The sequence below is a fragment of the Oceanisphaera profunda genome (assembly GCF_002157895.1).
Lineage (GTDB): Bacteria > Pseudomonadota > Gammaproteobacteria > Enterobacterales > Aeromonadaceae > Oceanimonas > Oceanimonas profunda.
Window position 1 is genome coordinate 1,220,148 of record NZ_CP021377.1, and the last position, 24,173, is coordinate 1,244,320.

Sequence of the window (24,173 nt, forward strand, 5' to 3'; positions counted from 1 at the left end):
TGTTTTTAGACACAGATGCGATGAGAACGGTTTACCTTATCAAGCGAAAAAAACACCGGTATAGCCCTGTTAGGAATGATAAACCGCTGAATTTAATTCTTCAAAAACGGCTGACCTATCATAGACCTCTTAATAGAACAGAGGCCGTCCTAAATAGAAAAACACAGTATTGTTACCTCCCTCAGCTTGGCCAACGCCAAGATAAACGGGCCCTACTGGTGTGTCGGCGCCTACAAAGACGCTACCTGCAGCAATGCCGTCGTTCCCTATATCTTGCTTGGTCTCCCAAACACCGCCATATTCTAACGAGCCCCCGATATACCAGTCCAATATGGGGGTAGGTTTAAAGCGACGATAATAGAGCGCAGACGCGACTGCCGCCTGCTCGCCGCTCAGTGAGTTATCCGTAAAGCCGGACAGATTGAGGAAGCCACCTAAGCGATAACGATCTTGCACGTCAGCCGTGCCGCTCACCGTGGTATTGAGTAGGCCGCCCAAACCAAACACATGGCCGTCACCCACGGTGGCAAACTTACTGGCGCGAAGGGTGAATTGATCAAAATCCGCATCACTGCCCAAGTCTTCGCGAGCACTCATATATTCGAGGACGCTTAGCCAACCTTGATTGGGGAAATTGTAATTATCGAGGCGGTCGAAAGAAAGACGCCCGTAGAGTTTAGCCGTATTGAAACTGAATTCTGGCAATTGTGGCAAACCGGTCTGCAACTCAACCTTGCCGGTATTGTAGCGATAACCCACTCTCGCTTCGCTATAAACACTGATTTCTCGGCCTAAGGCAAGATCCGCTTGGGCATCGTAAACGCGATAATCAGCCAGGTTGTTTTGGCCGCCATCGTAAAGACTAATATTGTAAGTACCATAACTGAGACTGGTATCGACGAAATAGCGCGATAGTGTATCTAGCGGTTGATACCACTCGCCCGCAATCTGTGGCTCAGCCCCCAGCTGAGAGCCTATCCTAAGTTCACCGTTCAGCGCATTGATACCGGTGCGTAAGTAGGCAAGACCCAGATTGTAGCTATTCTCGCCCTGTTCATCACTGGACAGCTCAAGACCAAGCTGCAGATAGTTAGGCCCCCAACTGCGTGCATGGGCATCTACTAACAGTCCGGTTTGATCATCCTCTTCGATAATGTCGTATTGCACGGTTTGGAATAGCTCCAACCCATAAATATTGCTGAGATCCTGTTGCAGCAATAATGGATCCAATGGCTCACCAATAGGTTGATGCAGTCGGTCACGCACCATGCCATCGGCCACCTTGGAATCATTCTTGATGCGGATGAAGTTTACCACTGGCATACCTTTAGGGGGCCGAGCATTACGCATTGCTAGATAGTCATGATACTGGCTCTCAGATAAAGACAAACGCGCTAGCTGCTCGCGGTGCGCATTAGTGGCTTCAAAGCCCTTGGCTATGGCCTCTTGGGAGCGCGAAAAATCACTGCTGGTAATATTACCGAGCTTTGGAACAATCAGGATGTCTTGTTCGGTAAGGGTGGCGATTTGGCGGTCAGCATTGGTGCGGGTCAAAATCGAGGTCAGCTGTAAGGTTATCTTAAATAGATTATTAACATCCGCCGCCGGCATATAAGGGCTACTAATATCGACCGCAATCACGATGTCGGCCCCCATATCTCGCACTACATCTATGGGTATGTTGTCGGTTATACCACCATCGACCAAGAGCTTACCGTCGATTTTAGTGGCGGCGAAAGCACCGGGTACCGACATACTGGCGCGCATGGCGGTGGCAAGATCCCCTGAGCTGAGCACCACTTTAGTGCCGGTTTCAATATCGGAGGCCACCGCACGAAAAGGAATATACAAACGATCGAAATCGGTCGTGGTCGAGATGGGTAATGTCAGCTCTCGTAACGCTAAATCGAACTTTTGCCCTTGAATAGCGCCGGTAGGAAATTTCAGTTCGCCTTGATCGGTAATACCCGGCTTGGCTTTTATTAGGTACAGATCATCGTCACGTTTGCGACGAAACGAGCGATCTTGACGGGGCGGTTCATCATTAAAAATATGATCCCAGTCCATGGTCTTGAGCGCGGTTTCAATCTCCGCCACCGGCATGCCAGACGCGTATAGCCCGCCGATAATAGAGCCCATGCTGGTTCCGGCAATGTAGTCGATGGGGATATTCATACTTTCGAGCACTTTGAGCACGCCGACATGCGCCGTGCCGCGCGCCCCGCCGCCGCTCAACACCAAGCCGATTTTGGGCCGTTCAGCCGCTTCGGTTGCTGCCTGCACCGAAGGGTGAAACAGTGCACCGAGTAAGATAATGCACCAGCCAAACGTTAACCCGCGACTGGCCAAATTCATGGTGTGCTTAGGCGGCATGGCTTTCTCCAGACCATATGTACTCAAATAGCTCAAAGCCATGGCTGAACTCTTTAATCCTGCTATTAACATGCGCCGCTCGCTAAAAACCTGAGCGAACACAGAGTGGGCTAACACCGTGTAACTCACTGCACACTATAACCACGACCTTCAAGACACGCCGCGTAGGCGCGGTCGTAGTCACTTTTATGCACAGTTGATGAGTTTACCTGCGCGGCTTGCCCTTGCTGATTAGCTCGGCCTTGCCTGACTCCGCCAATGAGGGCTCCCGTGGCGGCGCCACGCGCGGTGGCTTGTGAACTGTCGCCGGCGATGGCACCGATGGCAGCCCCGCCAAGTGCACCACGGGCAACCCCACCCGTATGTTGATTCGCCGAGGCATTACTTGCAGGCGTGTTGTTGGTTGGGTCATACCCCGTGTTGGTCTTCGCCCAGTTATAACACTCGAACTGGTCTTGTTCTTGCAGCTCAGGTGACTGCTCTTTACTGGGATAGATAAATACTTCCTGCGCCAGCACCTGCTGCGAAGTCACGAATAGTATGGCAACCATCAAACCGTGCTTAATTTTGTGCATCTTATCAGCCTCTAATATGGCGGTAGGGAAAGAGCTGCGTATGATTAAAACTTAATACCCAATCCCAGGTACGGTCCGCCCATGGTCATGTCCCATACGGTGCCATCTTTTTCGTAGTCCCAATAGAGTTGGCGATAGCCGACTTTGGCGGTGAAATCTTTGGCAAACTCCCAGTTTGCACCGAGCATAAATTGATAAGTTAGATTAGAGCCGCCGCCGCCAACATCTGCATAACCCAATAACGACCATTGTTCATTGAGCGGCTGTAATACTCGCACACCAATCACCGCATCCGTCCAACCATCAGAACCACTGGCACTTTTGCTACCACCAGGAAAGACAATGCCAGGTGTGGTGGTAATGGCCACATTGGCCTCGGTGTCTAACTTGGTGTAGCGCAGTGCCCAAATCATGTCGAGGGCCGTGCTGGTGTCCAGTACTCGATAAGCAACCGAACCCTGAGTGATAGATATTTCACTGGTCACATCTAGCGCACCGTTAACCGTTACCTGACCAAAAGGCCCAGTGACACTTTTTGCCTCTTTATCTGACAACTTAACGTAGATAGTTTCTAGGCCATAAGTCCAAGGCCCTTTACGGGCGGTAATTAAGCCCATAAAGGCCAAATCTAGGTCATCCACTATGTCACTGAAAGACGCATCTATATCACTGGTCACGCCGCGCACGCCTACTGTGCCGTCGATACCGGCGGCGAACAAATAAGGGGTTACTTCAAATTGCCAGCTATCACTTTCAGCCGAGTAAGCTGCTTGGCTCGCGCCGTAGCTCAACAAGGCCAGTAACATAGTCCATGGTTTTTTTATGTGCATACCTGCATCTCCAACCCACTTAGGCATTTTTTACACTAAGGGCAGCCCCAGCGTTATGCTCAGCTGAGCACCCACTAGGGCTGATTCGTTAATATGGCTTAGCTTGTGCTCGTGGCTTAATTTATTCGCCTGCACCACAGCGTCACTGCCAACACTCCGATTTTAACCATGTGATAGGCAATACCCAGTACGCGGCGGTGACTTGCTACGCACTGGGTGATTGAGCATGTATCAGCAGATTAAGATGCGGGGGTGACCTTGATAGCCACCGACTCTTGATAGACCGCATCCACTCGGTCACCCACTTTGATAGTGGACATATCGATGGACTCATCCACCGCCAGCTTAATGGTGTGCTCAGCACCTTGTAAGGTAACCGTGCGGGCTGTCGCATCCATAGCCTGTACTACGCCTTCGGCCTCAACTGTTTTACGAATAGTTCCGCCGGGCTTTTGGCCAAGCGCGGCACGGCTAAGCGTGTCTGTTTCTACACGCTCACGCAGTTTATTCGCGGTATCCGCAGGGCTAAGCGCCAAGGCAACACCCACATTGTAAGTAGCTGTAACTCGGTCACCGACTTTTACTTGATCCAAATTACGAGCTTCTTCACCCACCGCCATCTGCGTCACCTCACCCTCTTCATTGCGCAGTGTGACCACACGATTATCTAAATCGATAGCCTCAATGGTGGCAGTGGTCGTCATGTGCATACCCGCCATCACGGCTGGCTTTTCAGTGCCTTCATTAACACCGTCCATCGGTTGTGCAGCAAAAGCCGGCGCCGTTAACATGGCGCAAAGCAAACCTGCACTCCAACCTAGTTTTAAATTTTTCATTAACTGCTCTCCTTAGTGGTTTATTAAAAAATAACGCTTAACTTGTTATTGCTGTGATAACTCTAGTGCAATTTCTCGGGTTCGAGTACGCCTCTTCTAATCTTCTCTGCCCGCCCTAAGGCATTGTCTTTAAGGTAAAAAGACTGCATGGCGAGCACAGAGATCTAGCTTGGTCGAGCACAATTAAAACTGTACCAACCTAATTTTTTTCAGCAGGAAAAATTTGGCGCCAGTCCTGCTCCATGCTGATCACATGCCAGCCGTATTGAGGTGCAGCATCAAGCGCCTGGTCTAACTTGCCAATGGCGGACACACGGTCGTACGCCCACTCACGCTTCGCATCATCGTGGTGCACTAAAATACCGAGTCGTGGCGTCGTATCTTCGCTGTTACGAGCAATAGTGGTGTACTCGAGCATCTGCATATCGCCATCGGAATTACCCGCTGCGAAGATCGGCCGACGGCCAATGTGGCGATAGATGGCCACGGGCTTCTCTACATTGTCATTCATCTGGATCAAGTCGCCGGTCTTAACGATAGTCGGGATGCCGTCGCGCATCTCGTACGTCGCATGGGCGGTCGAGCCGACCACATTCTCGGGCGGAACTCCGTAGACCGATTCGGCAAATACGCGCATAAAGTCGATGCCGCCGCCTGAGACGATATAGACATCGAAATCGTTGGCGCGAAGGTAGTTCAGCAACTCAAGCATCGGCTGATAAGCCATCTGTGGGTAGGGCACATCCCGAGTTGGGTGTTTCGCACTCGCCAGCCAATCCATTACCGACGCATTGAACTGCGTCTCGGTCATGCCTACATGCGAGGCAAGGAGCAGTTTAACCAAGCCTTCCTTGCCCGTCGCCATGACACCTTTAAGATCACCGGCAAGAGCGCTCTTATAAGGCTCCGTCGTCTGCCAATCTGGGTGGTCCGGCGCCATGTCCTTCACGTTGTCTATCGCAAACTGGGCTTGGAAATAAACCGGTTGCTCGGCCCAGAGGGTGCCGTCGTTATCGAACGTCGCAATGCGATCGGGCACTGGCACAAAATCCGCCGTACCCGGCTCAGTCACGCGCTGCACGAACGCCATGATGGCTGACTTGGTAGGATTACTATTCCACGACGGCAAAGGATCCGCCGGCGCTGGAGCTTGTGCCACCGCAAGGCTGGTGGTGGTGTACATCAGGCAGGCAATAAAAAATCGACTACTGAATTTTTGCATCAGGCTACATCCTTATGGGCGAGCTACTGCTCGGCACTTGATGATAGAGCTACGGCTCGGCTCTTAATGATAAGTAGGCCAACTACCAGACAGACCCGCTGCCTCATTGTTGGCCTAAACCTAATCTATCTCTCAAGTGTTATTTACTTCACCTTTACCACTTTTGGCATCTTGTAAGTGCCATTGGTGAGCGGCGCATAAGGTCCGTAGTAGCGCGAAGTAAAGCGGAACCCTTCGGCAGGCGCGGGCAGCCAGTTCTTGGCTTGTTCTGGATCGGTGGGCTTATCGTGCTGCACATAGATCACTAGCTTGCCGTCTTTAGCCACTAAATCACCGGCATCCAACATGAAGCTGTTGACGGTGTAACGATTAATTTCATTGGCAACGAAATAGCCGTTCGCGTCATAGATAGGGATTGACCAAAACTGGGTGACCGGCGGCAGGTCGTCCATGTCAAAGGTCAGCGTGTATTTCTCCTTGCCACTGAACGGTTTGCCATCAGCATCCGTGAACAAGAAAGCACCGCCGTGTGAAACGTTCTTGTCCGGTGCACCCCAGGCTGCATCGGCAATGATGGCGCGATCCATCCAGCGGGTTTCAAAGCCACCGTCATTACGTACCACTCCCCAGCCGTTCATATCAATCATGTTCGTTTTCAGCGTTTTACGCACACTATCGAATCCGGCCTTGAATCCGGTCTCGAGAGCCGTTTTCTGCTCAGCCGTCAACTTGCTCCAGTCAAAGGTCAGACCCTTACCAATATTGAACACCTCAAGCTGCTTGAGCATTTCCGCCTCCATCATTGAATCTACAATGGGTGGCGTGGTCGGGTCATTCAAGATGACACTGAGCAGCGTGAAATATTGTTCAGCAGTCTGTTTATCAACCTGACCGAATTGATATTCAGGCAAGCCATTCGGGATAGGGAAATCACCCTTAATCACCTTTCTATCTGCTTGAGGGATACCCTTGTTACCATTGGCCAGCCAATCAGCTAAAGGCGTCATGGTCACTTGATCCTGATATCCGTTAATGGTTTTGATTTCAGCATCGGTCCCTGTCATAACGGCCATCCGCGCCAGACCAAAAGCGGTCTGAGCCGGCCACTGAATGATGTCGGTGGTGGGGAAATCGGCCGGTATATTGCCGGTAAAGGCCGGCGGCACCAGAATGTATTTACGCGCTTTGGTGCCATTAAAAGGTGAGCCGACGATCATCCGAAAAATACCGTACTGATCTTGGACCTGGACACTAAAGTAGCGATCTGTGATCTCGGGTACTTCAATAACCACAGGCCCCTCACGCAGATCAAGAAAACCAGCGCCATAAAGAGTGGTCGCATTGGGCGTAACCACCGGATAATCGGGGGTGATCTGCTTGCGTACCCAAGCAAACTGGTTCAGACCAGCATAGACATCATTGCCCTTAACGTCGTTTTGGGTGTAGGTCCAGCGCTGGCCGTAGTAAATCGCCTGCTGAAGTCCGTAAAGATAGGCACGCTCCGCAACGGCTTCCAGTGTTAGTGCGCCAGGATCGGTTTGTGCGGTTTGTGCCGATGCGTCGATGTTGATAGCTACGGGGTTGTTGCCCGCAGCCGATACCTCTTTAGCTGTTGCCGCCAATGGGGCGAGAGCCAGCGTACAGGCCAGTGCGATAACAGTGTGGGGAAAGAATATTTTCATAGTTAATGACTCCTAGTTTCGAATATTGGTAAACAGATTGATGCGTTACTTAATCAGTTCGATCTCACCTGGTTGCCAGCTCTTATCAAACCACGGCTGCAGCGGGCTGTAGACGCGTAATATAGTGAACCAACCTCCGTCGGGCACGGTTTGCACCCAGTTCGATTTTTTACCCTCTGGCGCTGTCGGCCCAAAGTAAATATCTGTAGAACCATCCGCGTTCAGCTGGACTGCCCCGTTGGGGCTGCCGTCTTTCGGGAAGCCTGCTCCTGCGCCGATTGCTGGGTACGGATAGTCCGTTTGCAGCAAAGAGCGGGTCTGGTTGTCGTAGATGGTCATCGACCAGAAGTTCTGTTGCGGAATATTGGCCGGCAGGGTCAGTTTGTAGGTTTTGCTGCCGTCCAGTGCATGGCCCTCTTTATCTCGGGTGGCTGCCGCATAGACGGAACCCTCACCCACTTTGGGTGTGGCCATGGCCGGAGTAATACCGGTGGCAAAGTAGTGGAATGCGGTACGCGCATCCAGCACCCGTGCACCGTCTAATAGAAATTCAGACCCACCAACAAAAGGCGTGTACCAAGCGGATTCTTTACCATAAAGATAAAACTCTTCGCCTCTAGGCGTGAGGGAAATGGTTCTCGCTGAGGCATTCCCTAACGCGGCCGCTTCGGTGAGAATTTTTTTCATCCGTGCATCTGGGTTGAAAGGTTTGCCCTTGATGATACCGATAGCGGCTATCTGACCGGTCAGCTCAGGGCCGAATGAGCCGGCAGGCTCGGCCTGCACGATTTCATTCAAATATTCATAGAACACATAAGTACTGGGTGGAATGGTATTCAGCTGCACATAACTGCCGTTCTTGTTTTGCACGGTTGCGTGAGTCTTTCCTGCCTCGCTCAAGGGGTAAATACGTGCATATTTTTTAATGTTCTCAAGGGCCGGTTTTACGTCACCATCAACGGCAAAATTACGCCATGCGCCCCACAGACCATTGGTGGGTGATTTAACAACAAAATAGCCATCAGGCACTTCGCCTGTATAGTCGGGTGGCAGAAAGAGGTATTTTCCGCCCTCGCCCTTATCAGGTCCGGTAAAGCCAATATCGGTGACCCATCTAAACCAAGCGTCATCAACCGGCCCAAGCACCTTGGGTGGCACTTCCATCACTATCGGCCCCTTAGTCAAATCAAGAGAAAACCATGACTGGGGGGTAACGGTATTCGGGGTCAGATACATACCCGTGGAGTCCATCATGGTTTCCATGGTCATGATGGTGTTATCTGGTACGCCAGCATCGCGCGGGCCTTTGCGCGCCGCGTAGATGCTTACCCCTGGCAGCGCATTCAAATAGACTTCAACCGCGCGGGAAAAATCTAAATGGTCCCAGATCTTATCTTGGGCTGCTTGACTCGGTATGCCCTTGGTAAAGTTCAGAGTGCCAAGGCGTGTTTCCACTTGCTCCGGCGTGGTGATATCCGATGGTATGGGGGTGGTCATTTTCATATTTGGCGACGGTTGAGCCCAAGCCTGAGACAAATAACAGGTCGCTATTGCACTGAATAAAATAAATTGGTACGACTTCGTTTTCATGCGCAATCCTTGCTTTTTATGTGGTCTTGTCGCTCGAGATTTTTTGGCTGGTAATATATTAATTAACGGGCAACGCCTGAGCGCCGCCCGTCACAATCAGCCTATCAATTCGAGTTACTTAACCAGCTCAATCTCACTTGGGCGCCAGGTTTTGTTGATCCAAGGCTCCAGTGGGCCGTACATGCGCAGGATCACAAACCAGCTCTTGCCTGGCACTGTGGCTAGCCAGTTGTTCTCTTTGCCTGCGGGTGCCTTAGGTCCGAAATAGAGATCGTAAGAACCATCCGCATTCTTTTCGATACCTTTATCCTGACTGCCGACAGTCGGAAATGCTTGGCTAGTCTGCAGCATGGAGCGGGTTTGGGTGTCATAAATAGTGACCGCCCAAAAATCGTTTACTGGCACATTAGGTGGCAGATGTACCTTGTAGGTTTTAGCACCGTCGAATGCCTTTTTATCAGCATCGAGATTGGCTAGCGCATAATCCGAGCCCGCACCCACGTGGCTGGTAGCCATGGCTGGCGTCACACCACCGGCGTTAAAATAGAACAGCACCCGCGCATCTAGGCCCATAGTGCTATCCGCCTCGAAGGAGGTGTTGTGGTTGGCAAAGGCCGTGGTCCAAGAGCTCTTGGTATCGGGATAGATAAATACGCCATCGATTCGTGGCTGATAAGTGATAGCGCGGGCGGTGGCGTTGCCGATAGTGCCCGCTTCAAGCAGTAACTTTTTCATGCGCGCATCGGGTGCGAATGGCTGGCCTTTGACTATGCCAATGGAGGCAAGATTACCGCGCACCTCAGGGTCGATGGCGTCAATAGGCTCGCGCTGAATCATGTCATTGAGGATTTCAAAATAACCGAGATCATTGGGGAACACAGTATTGAATGCCTTGCCAGACATATTAACGAATTCGGTAGCTGCCGGTTTGGCCGCATCTTTCAGCGGATATATTTTCAGCCCAGATTCTATGTTTTTCACTGCAGGATCTAAGCCATCAGCAATCGAGCCGCGCAGGAATAGGAAGTTACGGTTGGTCTTGGGCTTTAGCACAAAGTAGCCGTCCGGCACCTCGCCGGTGTAACCCGGTGGCAACACCAGATACTTACCGCCCTTGCCTTTGTCAGGCCCGGTTACGCCCATATCGCCAACAAAACGCTGCCAGCCATCATCGAGAAAGCCCAGCATACCCGGTGGGATCTCGATCACAGTCGGCCCATCTTTAGCCAGATCGGTACCCGCATAGGCGTACAAGGTAGAGGTGTTGGCGGTAACTACTAAGCTTTGCGAGTCCATCAAGGCTCCAAACAAAGCTATTTTATTCGATGCGTCAGCACCGGCTCTTCCCAGCCCGTCAAGCACGCTCTGAATGGACACGCCGCCCATATTATCGAGATAAGCCGCTACGGCGCGCGAGCGATCCAGGTTGTCATAAAGGGTATCGATGGTGGCGTCGGTGGGTACGCCATCAAAAAACTTCAATTCGCCAAGCGGCGTTGCAACGCTATCGGGTATTGAAATCGCTTGCAGCTCGGCCTTACTGACTTGAGCAGAAGCTGATTGCGCCAGCAGCGCAATGACAGCAAAACACAGAGGGATAGGTCGTAATTTCATGTTCGGGCACTCCTGTACCAAAGAGGGTGTGAATATTATTTCTACTCACATTAATGCGTTTAAAAATCACGCTAATTGAGTTACAAAATACTTTTTACTCTTAGATTACTTAACCGGTTCAATCTCACTCGGGCGCCAGCTTTTATCAATCCAAGACTCCAGCGGGCCGTACATACGCAAAATCGCAAACCAACTCTTACCCGGCACCGTCTCTAACCAGTTGCCTTCTTTTCCTGCGGGCGCCTTGGGTCCAAAATAGAGATCGTAAGAACCATCCGCATTCTTTTCTATGCCTTGGTCCTGACTACCGGCGGTCGGGAATTCTTGGCTGGTCTGTAATAACGAACGAGTCTGAGTGTCATAAATAGTGACCGCCCAAAAGTCGTTTACCGGTACATTCGGCGGTAAGTGCAGCTTGTAGGTTTTTGAACCATCGAAGGCTTTCTTGTTGGAGTCTAGATAAGCAATGCCGTAATCGGAGCCCGCGCCGACATGCGTAGTCGCCATGGCAGGAGTGACGCCAGTGGCGTTGTAAAGAAACAAGGCCCGTGCATCTGGGCTCATAGCGCCATCAGTTTCGAACGAGGTGTTCTTACTGGCATAACCCATGGTCCAAGCACTGTGCGTGTCCGGATAAATTTCTACGCCATCGATGCGGGGCTGGTAGGTGATGGCACGGGCGGTGGCCGCACCTATGTCGGCCGCCTCAATCAACAGTTTTTGCATGCGAGCATCGGGTTTGAACGGCTGGCCTTTCTTAATACCAATGGCGGCCAAGGTGCCGCGCATCTCCGGCCCAATCGCATCGATCGGCTCTTCCTGCACTACTTGATTGAGGCCTTCGTAAAAGCTTAAACCTCTGGTGACCAGCGTGTTGTAACTGGTGCCAGAGAAATCGACAAACTTAGTGGTTGGCGGATTGTTAGCTTTAGACAATGGATAAATTTTGAGCCCAGATTTAATGTTCTCAACGGCGGGCGCTAGCCCTTTAGCGATCGAGCCCCGCAGGAACATCAGGTTATGATAAGTCGGCATCTTGACCACAAAATAGCCCTCGGGCACGGTGCCCGTGTGACCAGGTGGCAACAGCAGATATTTCCCGCCCTTGCCTTTGTCTGGCCCCGGCACACCCATGTTCTCTATATAGCGAAACCAAGCATCATCCAAAAAGCCCAACATGCCCGCCGGCAGCTCGACCACCAGTGCCCCGTCGGCTTGCAGATCAAGGTAAGACAGCGCATACAAAGTGGAGGTGTTGCCGGTTAGATACAGAGAATCCGGCTTGAGCAGTTGCTCGGTGATGCTGACGGTATTCGACGTCGCGCCTATACCGGCATTGCCCTTGCGCATGGCATATAAGGATGCCGCGCCTTGGTGGGCGAGATACACATCAACGGCGCGCATACGGTCGAGGTTGTCATAAAGGGTATTAATAGTGGTGTCGGTGGGCACGCCGTCGAAAAACTTCAATTCGCCGATCGGTGTTGCAACGCTATCGGGTATTGAAATCGCTTGCAGCTCGGCCTTACTGACTTGAGCCGAAGCTGCTTGCGCAAATAGCGCCATAACAGCAAAACACAAAGGAATAGGACGTAATTTCATAATTTGTTGATCCTGTGCAAAAAGGTAGTGTGTGCTCTTTTTATAGCTGTGCCTTGCTGTGCCGGTGTTAATCTGCTGCTTTAATATACTGATGGCATTGCTCTCGTTGTTTCATCAACGGGAGCAATGCCATCCTTACCGGCTCTGATTTACTTAACCTTAAGTAGTTTTGGTTGGGTCCAAGAGCCATCCAGCGCGGCTTGTGCCGGCCAGTACAAACGCATATAAGTAGCGAACGGCCCTTTAGGCGCGGGCAGCCAGTTAGATTCTTTGTCTGGGCCGGGTGATTCGTTTTGGATATAGAGCGTTAAGCCGCCATCTGCGTCTTTCTTCATCTGTGGCAGCATGGGCGAATTAATGAGATAGCGGTTGATCGGATTAGCCACCAGCAGGCTGGAGGGTAATTCGTACATGGTCAGTGACCAAAAGGCATTAACTGGCGGATACTCATTCGGTGCAAAGCGCAGTGTGTAGCGATTAGCTCCGGTTAGCGGCTGGCCTGCGCTGTCCATCCGATAAACCGGATACATGGCTTCTTCTTTGGCGTTGCCATAAATACCAATAGTGCCCAGCCAACGGTTGAGGTAATTGTCGCCGAGAAACTCGCGGCTGCCGAAGACGTCACCGGAAGTGATCTTGCCTTCGGTCAGCTCTTTGACGCCACCCGCAAACTCTTGCAGGGCATCGGCGCGCCCCTGTTCGATGGCTGTCTTGATTTCAGGTGAGAGCGCGGCTTGGTCAAAGGTCTTGCCGCCCTCGATACCAATTTTGGCAAAGCGATCCCTTAGCGCCACTTCGCTCGATACCGCAGGGCTGTAGTTCAGCACGAAGTTCATGATATTGAAGAACTCGAGCGACGTTTTCTGCTCTTCTTTGGTGATAGGTTTAATGAAGTCTATGGTCGGTGCTGCAGGTGGCGGCGCTGTACCAAGAAACGCGGACAGCGGCTGCACTTGGTATTGAGCTTGGATGTTCTTAACCTTGTCCATGTCGCCAGCATTGAATAACTGGGTACGAAACACGGCGAGATCGAAGTCAGTATCAGAGAGGTACACCTTATCAATGCCCTTGGGCGTTTCGCCCTTCCAGCTTGGCCCCGCCACCATGAAATTGCCCGCATCGTTGCCCGTGGTTCTTGAGCCTGCGTAACCGACGATATAAGTGTAAGCGTCGAAGATCTGGATAGAGTAGTAGCGCTCTTTTTCAATTTTTGGCACCGAAATCACCACCGGCTCGGCGCGCAAATCCAGACCCGCCCAAGAATACGGCGTGTCCGAATTAGGTGTTTGTATGGCTTTGTCGTCCGGTGTATAAACTTTGGCCAGATTCTTGATCTGGTTCCAGGGCGCCATGTATTCAGGATCATTCTTATTCACGAAATACGAATACTGGACGCGGTAATTGTCCACCATAGGGTAACCGTAAATGTAGGCTTCCTTAGCGATGGCGCGGGCTTCCTCTGAGGTCATATCAGAGGTAGCGGCGGTCGTGGTTAGCGGTAAACCGATCACCAAGCCCATCAGTAGGCTCATTAATTTTTTTTGATAAAGCATGACGCATTTCCTTATGCACTTAAATGTAAATGCTACGCGGCACACCCATTAGGATCAGGAATGACTATGCCGCTGTAGTTTTATGTTGCTGATCAATGAGGCCGAACTACTCCTTTACCATCACTATGCCAGGCATCTGCCACGTCCCTTTGCCAACCGGTAACACAGACAATGACTCACTAGCGGGTTGTGGCCAGTACAGTCGCATTACCAGATAAGCGGTGTCATTAGGTGCTGGTAGCCAGTTAGCTTCTTTATCTTTACCGGGCGAGTCTTTCTGGATGTAAATAGTCACAGCGCCGTTGGCGTCTTTCTTCATCTCAGACACCATGGCGGTGTTGATCAAATAGCGATCGATGGGGTTTTTGATCATTAACTGCGACTTGCCGTCGTACATAGTCACGGACCAAAAGGCATTGACTGGAGGCATCTGGTCTTTAGTGAAAGTGATGCTGTAGTTGTGCTTACTGGTATCAATAGTTTGACCATTAGCATCTAGGCGGCCGAACAGGTAAACCGCTTCATCGGCATCATTACCATAAATACCCGCCTTGGCGGCAGCAGCACGCATCAACCAGTCACCATTATAATGCGCCCTATCACCGGGCAAGGAGCCGAGCTGCCAGCCGTTAACATCGGTGAGGCCCGAGGCAAGATAGGTGTCGATCTTAGTGTCACCGGCTTTCATCGCCTCTAGCATGGCTTGTTGGTGTTCGGGTGACAGAGATTTTAGATCGAAGGTCTTGCCAGGACCCACGCCAATTTGTTCCAGCTTGGCGCGTATGTCCTTGTCTTCGTCAGCTTGTGGAATGTATTCGAGCGCGGCCCCAAGATAGGTCCAAAAGTTGCCTTTTATGCCAGCCGTTGTCGCGGGCAGAAAGTTAGGGTTAGTCGCAGCAGCAGGAGCTGGTTTGCCAAGGAATGTCGACAGCGGCTCTGTTTTGTACTGACCCTGAATTTTTTCCACATTGGGCATGTCCGCAGGATCCAGTAACTGGGTACGAAATGCCGCTAGGCTGAAGGGTGTGAGCGAGTGAAATAATCCATCTATGCCCGCCGGTTTTTCGCCCTGCCAATCAGGTCCCGCCACCAAGTAGCTGCCGCCCTTACCGCCAGTGGCACGGCTACCCAAATAACCGTAGTTGTAGGTATGTCCATCGTTGAGCATCACAGAATAGTAGCGATCGGTAACGGTGGGGATAGTGATGACCATGGGTTCGGCACGCAGATCCAACCAAACCAAGGAATACGGCGTGTCGCTGTTGGCTGTCACTACTGCCGTGTCTTTGTAGGTAAAAACTCGAGGCTCGTTCTTCACCTGATTAAAGGGTGCCTTGAACTGACTCGACTTAGGATCTACCGCGTACTCATTCATGATGGCGTAGTTCATCACCAGCGGCAGGCCGTAAATAAAGCCTTCTTCAGCGATGGCTTTAACTTGTTCGGTGGTGAGCTTATCTGCAGGTGCCGCGGTTGCTGTAGCGCTAACCATAACGCCAAAGGCGGCGGTGGCTAATGTCATTCTAATATTCATCATAGCTCCATAAAAAAGGGGATTTCACCGACTGAACCGGTGTCATACGGACGGATAACGTTTAAACAAAGTGCCTGTTTAGTGTTACGTATGTATGTACCTCCTTGTACATATAACCCCCTTCATTGTTAGCTCGCAGTGTTTAGCTGCTGAGTATTTAGCTGCTAAATTTTGAGCTAACAATAAAGTCTCAAACTAAAACCTTAAGGAGCCGCATCAATGGTGCCCATAATGGTTTGTACATCCACCATCGCCTGTTGACTGACGGTAATAAAGCCACGTTGCGGTCGATCAAGGTCCACCACCAGCGCGATCAACACCGCAAACGCTATGTTCAACGGCAGTACCGCGACCAGCCTGCGCTTGCCATAAAAACCAAGCTGCAGCCCTAACATCACCATGGAAAGCAGCGTGATCACCAGTAGCCCGTACCAGACATTTTCTGGGATCTGACTGTGCACGGCCGCCACTTTTCTTTGCTCGCCTTGGCTAATCACTTCTATGATGGATTGCACCACCATAGCCGTAATATCGTCAGGCTTGTTTTCAGCGGCGGCAGTGGCGTGAACCCACAACAATTGATAAATTTCATGAGACTGCGACAACGCAGTTTGCAGATCGCGATCTTGAATAACTTGCAGACGAACTTGGATGTACCTGCGCAATTGGCGTTTCATCTCTAGCTTTTGCGGCGTGGCGACTAAGTCTGCGAGCAGATATGCGCTTTGCACCGCCGCCGCTTCGGTCACCACGTTCTGGTTGCGGGTTTGAAACTGAGACACAGTAATGGAGAAAATGAGCGCGAGGATAAACGCCAGCATGCTAAGTAAACCGGCGACCATCGCACTAATCGAGTCCGGCGTTTCTTTACTTAGTCGAGCACGACGCCGACCAATCAAATAACCTGCTTCGCATGCTATCAAGGCCAGTACCACAGTACCCAAAAAGATGCCGGGTATAGACGCCGAGGTTATCCATCCGGTGATCATTGCCCTTCTCCCGCCACAGACCCGTTAATTAAGCGCTAGCTCTAGCTCTTATTCGGATACAACAGCGTAACGGTGAAGCGCAATCCCCACTCCGCTGCATTGTCTGGCGCTTCTAGGTAATAGCGAGCACCGCCTTGAAAGCTGACCATTTGCGGGCCAATTTTAGTGACTTTGCTGTAGGCAAGGTTTAGCGGCACTGTCCACTGATCGTCTTCCCAGTTATAGGTAGACTCCAGTGCAGCATTGATGGTGCGCCCTTGACCCAGGCCTTTGGCCAAAAATGGCTGCAAATAAGTGGCATTAATATCATTGCGATTGCTGTCACCGGCAAATGACCAAATATGATTGGCGAGCCCACCATAGGTCCAGCCGTTCGCGGTTTGTTTAAGCACTACCGCAGTTGGGCCACCGCCCCACTTTTCTCCGCCCAGCAGATCATCGGTCGCCGTTGGAATAAGCAAAGCCGGGCCCGCACCCCAAGTCCAGCCGCTGGCAGTTAACGCCTTGGGCGAAAAAAACAAGCTCTGAGTGACATCACCGAGACCAAATTGATTGCCTGCCCCGGGATAGATGTCTTCTTGAAAAGCAATGGGCAGTATGGTGCGCGAAATCATATTCCAGTCATCACTAATCGAGACAGGAATAACAGGCTGCACATTGAGGGTAAACTTGTAGCCTTTATCGAGCGCGCCTATGCCATCGTCGTAGTTCAACTGCATAGGTACACTAATGAGGCTAGCTATAGGGTTGGCTAATTGTTTGGCCAGTTCATCGGCAGAGCCTTGGGCGTAGGCAACTGAACAGCTGGCGCTGAATAGTGAGGTGAAAATGCTGAGTGTGTAGACATGGCGTAAACGCTGGCTTTTTTTCAATGATGAATGCATCGTTCCCTCTCTTAATTTGTTAATGGATGTCCTTCTCCGTTCATCAAGCTTAATCGCTTTCTCTCTGATTGCGAAAGTATTTTTATCTTTTTGCTAAATTAATTTTTTACTAATGTAAGGACTTGAAATATATAGGCACCCAGCCAGATTAGCTTAATTGGCTTAATTGGCTTAATTGGCTTAATTGGCTTAATTGGCTTAATTGGCTTAATTGGCAAGCGTGATCTAATTGCAATACACCCGTCATTTAAAGCTTAAATATCGGAGTTAGATAGCTGACGCAGAAATAAACGCTACCGTTACTCTCTCTGGCCGCCCTGTTCGCACTAAAATTTGCTGTTATTGATAATACGAACGTTAAGCTGCACAAAATTCCGTCAAAATTGTAATCAAACCTCTCTTATCTCGGCAAAATACTGTATTATCTGGCCTCGTTTTTTGACTGTAGCTACTCTACAGAGGATCTCTTATGCAATTTTCATCTTTAGATTTAGCCCCCGATCTGCAACGCGCTCTGGTTGCCTGTGGCTACAGTGCTATGACACCCGTACAAGAGCAGGCCATAGTGCCGGCGCGTCGGGGTAAAGACTTACAAGTGACCGCGCAAACCGGTACCGGTAAAACCGCCGCCTTTGCTATTCCCGTATTGCAGCGCATGCTGGATAAGCCCAAAGACACGGTCGCCTATCGCCCACGCACACTTATTTTAACGCCGACTCGTGAATTGGCCGAGCAGCTTGGCGACTCTATTAGTGCCTATGCCCAGTTTTTGCCAATCAGTGTGACGGCACTTTACGGTGGCGTAAAAATGGGTGGCCAAGCGAATAAGTTAAAAGCCGGCGTTGATATCGTAATAAGCACCCCAGGGCGTTTGTTAGAGCATATGACGCTCGGCAATCTTGCCTTAAGTGATGTGGAATTTGTGGTGCTCGATGAAGCGGACCGTATGTTAGATATGGGCTTTATCAATGACGTGCTGAAATTGATGCAACTGACTGCCAAAAATCGTCAAACCTTATTGTTTTCGGCCACCACTTCTCCGGCGGTAAATGAGCTGTCTCATAAAATTTTGCATGATCATCAGCAAATTCGTGTGACTAAAATCAACAGTACCGCTGAGACAGTGACCCACACTCTGTATCCGGTAGAAGAAAGCCGTAAGATTGAGCTGTTTGAAGCGCTATTGGCCGAGCATAACTGGTTTCAGGTCTTGGTATTTACCAGCACCAAAGAACAAGCAGATCGTTTATTAGAAGGTCTGAAGAAGAGCAAGGTAGAAGCCGCCGTGTGTCATGGCGATAAGAGCCAAGGCTCTCGCCGCCGTGCCATTGCCGACTTTAAAGCCGCTAAAATACAAGTGTTGATTGCCACCGAAGTGGCCGCTCGTGGCTTGGATATTCAAGGCTTGGATTATGTGGTGAACTTTAACCTGCCATATTTAGCTGAAGACTACGTACACCGCATTGGTCGTACCGGTCGTGCTGGCGCCACCGGTACTGCAATCTCGTTTGTGAGCCGTGAAGAAGAGCAATCATTAGAGCGCATTCAAAAGCTGATTGGTGGCGAGATCCAACGCATCATCAAACCCGGTTTTGAAGTGACCAGCCGCGCCTCTTTGCTGAAGAGCTTGTCACGCAAGGTGATCAGTGGCCGCTCTAACCGCGCCAGTGAAACCACCATTGAGCTGGTTAACTCCGGCGACAGCCAGCCTAAAGGCAAGCCGCGCCGCGCCCGCCCAAGTGGTGAAACTGAGCACAAAGTAGCAGCTAAGCCGGTGCATTATAAAAAGAACCAAAAGCCTCAAGAAGCGGGCCCCAAGAAGAAGAAATTACGCGGTAAGCGTGCACAGCAGCATTCTCGTTAATCGCTGTTGGCGTTAATATCCTGAGGTTTTAATAAGGATTAACCGCACACAAAAATGCCGCCTGTGAAGTGATTCACAGGCGGCATTTTAATAGGCTCACCTTTTTGCTTAAACCTATAAAGCGCTACTTAAATAAATGGCAATTACTGAGTAGCCAGTTGACGCATGCGGCTGTCGAAGCGGTCTACACCGTCGGTGCCATTGCTGGCCATGTTCAAGCTCACAGTCGCAGGAGTGGCATGCGCGTTGTCCTCTAACTGCAATGACACAACCCGCTCTTGAAAACGATCCACACCATCGGTGCCGTTACTGCCAACATTAAGATAGATTTTGGCTGGCACACAGTCTGCGGTACTAATGCCGGCGCGCTCAGCTTGAAGTTTGGCCATTTTGGCTTGGAAGCGGTCTACGCCATCGGTACCTTGGCTCATGGCGCTAAAGCAAACGCCGCCGCTTGTATTTTCAGCACTGGCAAACGCGGCTTGAGCAGACAATAAACTGGTGGCGGCAATAATAAGCAGTGAGGTAGTTTTCAACATGATGTGTGTCCTAGATGACCGGCCTGTCCGGTTGATAGACACAGCATACCTTGATCACACTGACGAGAAGCTGACAGCTAAATGACATTCTTGTCATCTTGGTAAATAACGGCTGTCACCTTAAACGAACCAGCATGGCACGACCCACATTGGCAAAAAGATGAGGATGTATGACATTAAATATCTTGGTGTTTTTAGGCTCGGTACGCATCAGCGGCCCACCCACTCCGGCGCGATTAGGCCAACGGGTGGCGTTATGCTGTGCGCAACAATTAACGGCCCTGCAGCATAATGTGACTGTGATTGATCCTCTGGATTATGACTTAGGTGCTAGCTTCAAACCTTGCTTCTCTTATAAAGCAGGCGCGGCACCTGAGCCATTGCAGCAACTGGCGGAGCTGATTAAGGCGGCGGACGGTTTTGTGATGGTGAGCCCAGAATATAATCACAGCATGAGCCCCGCCTTAGCCAACTTATTGAATCACTTTGGTAGCTCGCTGTTTTCCTATAAGCCCTCGGCCATCGTCACTTATTCGGCGGGCCAATGGGGAGGCGTGCGCGCAGCCATTAATATGCGCAGCTTTTTATCAGAGCTAGGCTGTTTGCCGGTGTCCGCCATGATCCACCTGCCAAAAGCACAAGAGGTACTGACCGCCGAGGGCGAGTATTCAGCAGGCGTGAATGCCAGCGATTGGGACGGATATTTTAGTCGTACCTTTAGCCAGTTAACTTGGTGGGCCAGTGCCGCCAAGCAGTATGAGCAAAGCGAGGGCAGTAATCTTAAGCCCGGCGCTTTTACGCGTAACCCAGCCCAGCGCAATGCGCCAAGTTCGAGTTAAAAAGATAAGACTACTCAATTTTAGCGGTAATGCATTGGCTGAGCAGGGTTTCGTAGTGGGTGGTGAGAGCAGCAAGATACTGCTCCGCGTCATCGTTACTTGCCATGGCCTCCCCAATAACGACATCGCAGTTAAAAGGCACCAAAAGCGCTTCGCCCTTCGGCAGTGCCTTGCCTAAGCCTTGTAAGATAATCGGCACCACTTGGGTGTCGGGATACTGCTGGCTAAGGTGATGAATACCGCGCTTCAGCCTAAATACCCGCTCTTCGGTAAGGGAGCGGGTACCCTCTGGGAAAAACACGATAATTTGCTGATTTGCTAACGCCGTATAGCAGCCTTGAAAAAGCTCCTCGCGGGGCACTTTTCCGGCGCGCTCAATGGGAATGATGTCTAGGCAATGAATCGAAAACCACGCAATCCACTTGTTCTTCATAAAGTAGTCGGCCGCCGCCACTGGGCGCACTCGGTGCAACTGCGACAAGGGGTACAAGCTCATTAACACCAGTGTATCGAGGTGGCTGGTGTGATTGGCGGCCAAAATGGCGGGGCCCGTTTTAGGCAGCCCTTTGCGGTTAATAATATTTAGGCCCAGTGCAATCAGCACCACCGGCTTAACGATAAGTAGAAAAAACAATATTTTTAGCCACTTCTGCTCGGCAATGCTGTGTGCAGACTTTTTGAGCAATGGCTTTTTCATAGCTGGCTGACTCATAGCTCATCCTTAGGCGATAAAATCTTTGGTGATGTAATAAAAGTAATGGAAAAATATTGGGGTGCTGTACATCAAACTGTCCATTCTATCGAGCAAACCGCCGTGCCCTGGGATCAGTGAACCTGTGTCTTTAATGCCAATATCACGTTTGATGGATGACAGCACCACATCGCCAATAAAGCCCACGCAGGCAATCAAAAAGCCCGCTACCAAGCCTTGCTGCCAGCTTAAAATGGTCAACCAAGGCGCCAGCACTGTGGCTAATAGGGTGGTAGTGACCACGCCACCGATAAAGCCTTCCCAGGTTTTATTGGGGCTGACCTTAGGGATTATCTTATGTTTGCCAAATTGCTTGCCGAATACGTATTGGCTCACGTCGTTACTCTGAGTGATAAATAATAAAAACAATACCAAGCCAATAAAGCCGGATTGTTCATGAAAACGCTCTAAGTTCACCAAATAAGCAATATGGCTTAAGGTAAACACCGCCAACATTAAGCTCCATTGAATGGTCGCGTTAGCCTTGATATAGCCTTTAGTTTCGCCAATTAAGGTGGCGCGCATGGGCAAAAACAAGAACATATACACGGGTATAAAAATAATAAACATGCCATACCACTGGATATAGGCAAAGTAGTATTGCACCGGAATGGCTAAGTAAGCCCAAAACACTAATCGCCTATCCACGGCGCGCAGCGGTGCTATGGAATAAAACTCTTTTAAGGCTAAGAAGCTAATAAATGCAAAGAAGATGGTGGTGGCTAATTGCCCCATATAGAGTGCCGCCAGCACTAAGCCGATGATCCACCACCAAGAACGGGTGCGCAGTAGCAGCTCTTCATAATCTCGCTCTGGATATTTATATTGCTTAAATAAGGCAATGCCCGTGGCGATGGCTAAAGCGACGAGTAAAAATAACGCCATATAAGTTGAATGCTGCATGGTTTATCTCGTGTTATGAGTTTTTTCGCGGGTAACAGCAGTCAGTATAACGACTGCTGTGTGTCACACCTTTGTCTGCGCTGATTGGCTGCGCTGGCTAGGTTAAGGTTTATCTCGCTCGGCGGCCTCACGTAGTCCACGGCGCACCCGGTTATAAAGGGTGTATACCAGTAAGGCGAGCACCAACCACAACACCACCGTCACCCAGCGGATATCAAACAGGCCAATAGCAACAAAAGCGCCGAGCAAGCCAAACACGAAGGCGCGATCACTCTTGCCCATGGGCCCGTCGTAACGCCGGGTCGCGCCCACCATCAAGCCCAGCACTCCGGCATATTCCACTAAAGCAGCCATGATCACCACACCAATTACCAGTAAGGGCGGGACGCCCGAGAGCAGCGCAAACGGCAGATACAAGGCGCTGTCGGCCGCCACATCACATAACTCATTAAGATAGGCGCCCAGTTTAGATTGCTGGCCAAATTCACGCGCCAACATGCCATCTATGGCATTCAGCGCCATGCGCAGCAACATCCAAATGGGGATCAAGATAAATATCCATTTATGATCTGCTTGCCACGCCACCAACATGGCCACTAACAGAGAGATGCCGGCTGCGGCCAATGTCACCTGATTGGCGGTAATGCCCCGCTCGGCTAAACGGACCACCGAGGGGCGCAGTAAGTTTTGAAAGCGCGGTTTAAGTGAGTAGATAGAAATCATGACCTTCCTTGTTTGTTAGCTTCAGGCTTACTAACTTCAGGTTTGTTAACTTCAAGCTTGTTAACTTTTGATTAGATTACTCTGCACACCTAAGTTAGTTAAGCTCACATACATAAAACCCGAACTTGCGGGCTCGGGTTTTTCTTTATCTTAGTGCTCAGTACAGCGGCTATTGTTGGATCTTAAAGCGCCCGACTAAGGTTTGGTGCTGTATGTGTACAGCAGTGTTTCCTACGCTCAGCTAAAGCTCACTTCATAACCGGTAAACTTGCGCAGATTAATGACTCCAGTATCGAGTAATAAGTACTGCCCTTTAATACCTTGTAAAATGCCACTCACCACGGGGTTTTTATCGAAATTATGGCTGGCAATTTTGCTTGGGTATTCGAGTACCGGAAAACTTAGGCTTATTACCGACTCATTCAAAACCTTAATGGCGTCGGCGCCATATTTCAGCTGCAGCTCATCGATTTTATATTGGATGGCGGGCAGTAAACGGGCCGCTTCGGCCGTTAAGTCGAGATCCGCTTCGCCGCCTCTGAGCATAGTGCGCCAGTTAGTTTTATCGGCGACCAATTCCGCTAACGCCACTTCCACTAAGCCAGAAATTTGGCGAGTTGCCACCCACAACATGGGCAGTGCTTGGGTGGCGCCTTGATCAATCCAGCGAGTCGGCACTTGAGTTTGTCGAGTAATGCCTACTTTTAAGCCAGAGGTATTGGCCAAGTAAACAATATGCCCCACCATGCAGTGCTGCTCGCCCCATTCAGGCTCACGGCAAGTACCCGCAAAATAATGGCAGGTTTCTGGCTTCATAATGCACATATCGCAACTGGCCAGTTTTCTCATGCACGGGAAACAATGACCCTGAGCATAACTCTTATTGGTTTTGCGATTACAGGCGTTGCAAAAAATCTGCCCGGTGTGAGTCAGGGTAATCAGTTTACCTAAATGGGCATTAAGGCTGACTCTGTGCTCGCCTAAAGCCAGCTGATAATGGACGCCGTCATCGAGTTGCGCCGGCATTTTAATTAAGGTGCCGGTGAGGCTGGCTGCAGCCGACGTATCGGTAATACGCGGATCGGAAATAAGGCTCATGGGGTCTCTGCTGGCTGGTAAATTTGCGACAACTTTAACAGCCTCGGCGGTACAAGGCACCTACACCGGCACTTTAGAGCCAGATGTGACCCTACATTTACTCATTCTCTGATCGACATCAATGACTTATCGCGTACAAAATGATAAAAGATTGTAAACAAGCATTAACATA

20 protein-coding genes are annotated in these 24,173 nt (G+C 50.5%); 2 read left to right on the forward strand and 18 right to left on the reverse strand.

Annotated elements, in window-relative coordinates:
- Window positions 1-129: 129 nt before the first annotated feature.
- From CBP31_RS05275 to CBP31_RS05335, 13 genes are all read right to left on the reverse strand, one after another.
- A complete protein-coding gene (locus CBP31_RS05275) occupies window positions 130-2,415 on the reverse strand; it encodes a patatin-like phospholipase family protein (protein ID WP_161492507.1) in 2,286 nt (761 codons plus the stop codon).
- Window positions 2,416-2,498: 83 nt separating this feature from the next.
- Window positions 2,499-2,948 carry a hypothetical protein gene (locus CBP31_RS05280; RefSeq protein ID WP_087035196.1) on the reverse strand — a complete coding sequence of 150 codons (450 nt, stop codon included), beginning with the start codon at window positions 2,946-2,948 and terminating at the stop codon, window positions 2,499-2,501.
- Window positions 2,949-2,992: 44 nt separating this feature from the next.
- Window positions 2,993-3,778: a hypothetical protein gene (locus tag CBP31_RS05285; RefSeq protein WP_151898785.1), complete on the reverse strand. Its 786-nt coding sequence runs from the start codon at window positions 3,776-3,778 to the stop codon at window positions 2,993-2,995.
- Between the two features lie 239 nt (window positions 3,779-4,017).
- On the reverse strand, window positions 4,018-4,614 hold the full coding sequence (locus tag CBP31_RS05290) for a hypothetical protein (RefSeq protein WP_087035198.1): 597 nt from the start codon (window positions 4,612-4,614) through the stop codon (window positions 4,018-4,020).
- 199 nt (window positions 4,615-4,813) lie between these two features.
- Window positions 4,814-5,836 (reverse strand): HAD family hydrolase, encoded by a 1,023-nt coding sequence (locus CBP31_RS05295; RefSeq protein WP_087035199.1) that lies wholly within the window; start codon window positions 5,834-5,836, stop codon window positions 4,814-4,816.
- Between the two features lie 143 nt (window positions 5,837-5,979).
- On the reverse strand, window positions 5,980-7,518 hold the full coding sequence (locus tag CBP31_RS05300; RefSeq protein ID WP_087035200.1) for a DUF1254 domain-containing protein: 1,539 nt from the start codon (window positions 7,516-7,518) through the stop codon (window positions 5,980-5,982).
- 45 nt (window positions 7,519-7,563) lie between these two features.
- A complete protein-coding gene (locus CBP31_RS05305) occupies window positions 7,564-9,108 on the reverse strand; it encodes a DUF1254 domain-containing protein (protein WP_151898786.1) in 1,545 nt (514 codons plus the stop codon).
- Between the two features lie 114 nt (window positions 9,109-9,222).
- Window positions 9,223-10,722 carry a DUF1254 domain-containing protein gene (locus tag CBP31_RS05310; RefSeq protein WP_087035201.1) on the reverse strand — a complete coding sequence of 500 codons (1,500 nt, stop codon included), beginning with the start codon at window positions 10,720-10,722 and terminating at the stop codon, window positions 9,223-9,225.
- A gap of 105 nt (window positions 10,723-10,827) precedes the next feature.
- A complete protein-coding gene (locus CBP31_RS05315) occupies window positions 10,828-12,324 on the reverse strand; it encodes a DUF1254 domain-containing protein (protein ID WP_087035203.1) in 1,497 nt (498 codons plus the stop codon).
- 149 nt (window positions 12,325-12,473) lie between these two features.
- Window positions 12,474-13,877 carry a DUF1254 domain-containing protein gene (locus tag CBP31_RS05320; protein ID WP_087035205.1) on the reverse strand — a complete coding sequence of 468 codons (1,404 nt, stop codon included), beginning with the start codon at window positions 13,875-13,877 and terminating at the stop codon, window positions 12,474-12,476.
- A 106-nt stretch (window positions 13,878-13,983) separates the two neighbouring features.
- A complete protein-coding gene (locus tag CBP31_RS05325) occupies window positions 13,984-15,414 on the reverse strand; it encodes a DUF1254 domain-containing protein (protein WP_087035207.1) in 1,431 nt (476 codons plus the stop codon).
- 200 nt (window positions 15,415-15,614) lie between these two features.
- On the reverse strand, window positions 15,615-16,400 hold the full coding sequence (locus CBP31_RS05330; RefSeq protein WP_087035209.1) for a bestrophin-like domain: 786 nt from the start codon (window positions 16,398-16,400) through the stop codon (window positions 15,615-15,617).
- Window positions 16,401-16,441: 41 nt separating this feature from the next.
- A complete protein-coding gene (locus CBP31_RS05335) occupies window positions 16,442-17,284 on the reverse strand; it encodes a hypothetical protein (protein WP_227875155.1) in 843 nt (280 codons plus the stop codon).
- A gap of 469 nt (window positions 17,285-17,753) precedes the next feature.
- Here CBP31_RS05335 and CBP31_RS05340 point away from each other — a divergent pair, with 469 nt between their 5' ends.
- Window positions 17,754-19,148, forward strand: coding sequence for a DEAD/DEAH box helicase (locus CBP31_RS05340; RefSeq protein WP_087035211.1), 1,395 nt, complete (start codon window positions 17,754-17,756; stop codon window positions 19,146-19,148).
- A gap of 143 nt (window positions 19,149-19,291) precedes the next feature.
- Here CBP31_RS05340 and CBP31_RS05345 read toward each other — a convergent pair whose 3' ends face one another.
- Entirely contained in the window at window positions 19,292-19,687 is a 396-nt protein-coding gene (locus tag CBP31_RS05345) for a hypothetical protein (protein WP_087035213.1), read from the reverse strand.
- Window positions 19,688-19,857: 170 nt separating this feature from the next.
- Between CBP31_RS05345 and CBP31_RS05350 the strand changes: the two genes are divergently transcribed.
- Entirely contained in the window at window positions 19,858-20,526 is a 669-nt protein-coding gene (locus CBP31_RS05350; protein ID WP_087035215.1) for an NADPH-dependent FMN reductase, read from the forward strand.
- 10 nt (window positions 20,527-20,536) lie between these two features.
- Here CBP31_RS05350 and CBP31_RS05355 read toward each other — a convergent pair whose 3' ends face one another.
- The 4 genes from CBP31_RS05355 to CBP31_RS05370 all read right to left on the reverse strand — a co-directional run bounded on the left by CBP31_RS05355 (window position 20,537) and on the right by CBP31_RS05370 (window position 24,001).
- On the reverse strand, window positions 20,537-21,238 hold the full coding sequence (locus CBP31_RS05355) for a lysophospholipid acyltransferase family protein (protein WP_227875156.1): 702 nt from the start codon (window positions 21,236-21,238) through the stop codon (window positions 20,537-20,539).
- 9 nt (window positions 21,239-21,247) lie between these two features.
- Window positions 21,248-22,180, reverse strand: a complete 933-nt coding sequence (locus CBP31_RS05360; protein WP_227875157.1) for a phosphatidate cytidylyltransferase — start codon at window positions 22,178-22,180, stop codon at window positions 21,248-21,250.
- Window positions 22,181-22,282: 102 nt separating this feature from the next.
- Window positions 22,283-22,903 (reverse strand): CDP-alcohol phosphatidyltransferase family protein, encoded by a 621-nt coding sequence (locus CBP31_RS05365; protein ID WP_087035217.1) that lies wholly within the window; start codon window positions 22,901-22,903, stop codon window positions 22,283-22,285.
- Between the two features lie 237 nt (window positions 22,904-23,140).
- Window positions 23,141-24,001 carry a DUF2797 domain-containing protein gene (locus tag CBP31_RS05370; RefSeq protein WP_087035219.1) on the reverse strand — a complete coding sequence of 287 codons (861 nt, stop codon included), beginning with the start codon at window positions 23,999-24,001 and terminating at the stop codon, window positions 23,141-23,143.
- Window positions 24,002-24,173: the final 172 nt, after the last annotated feature.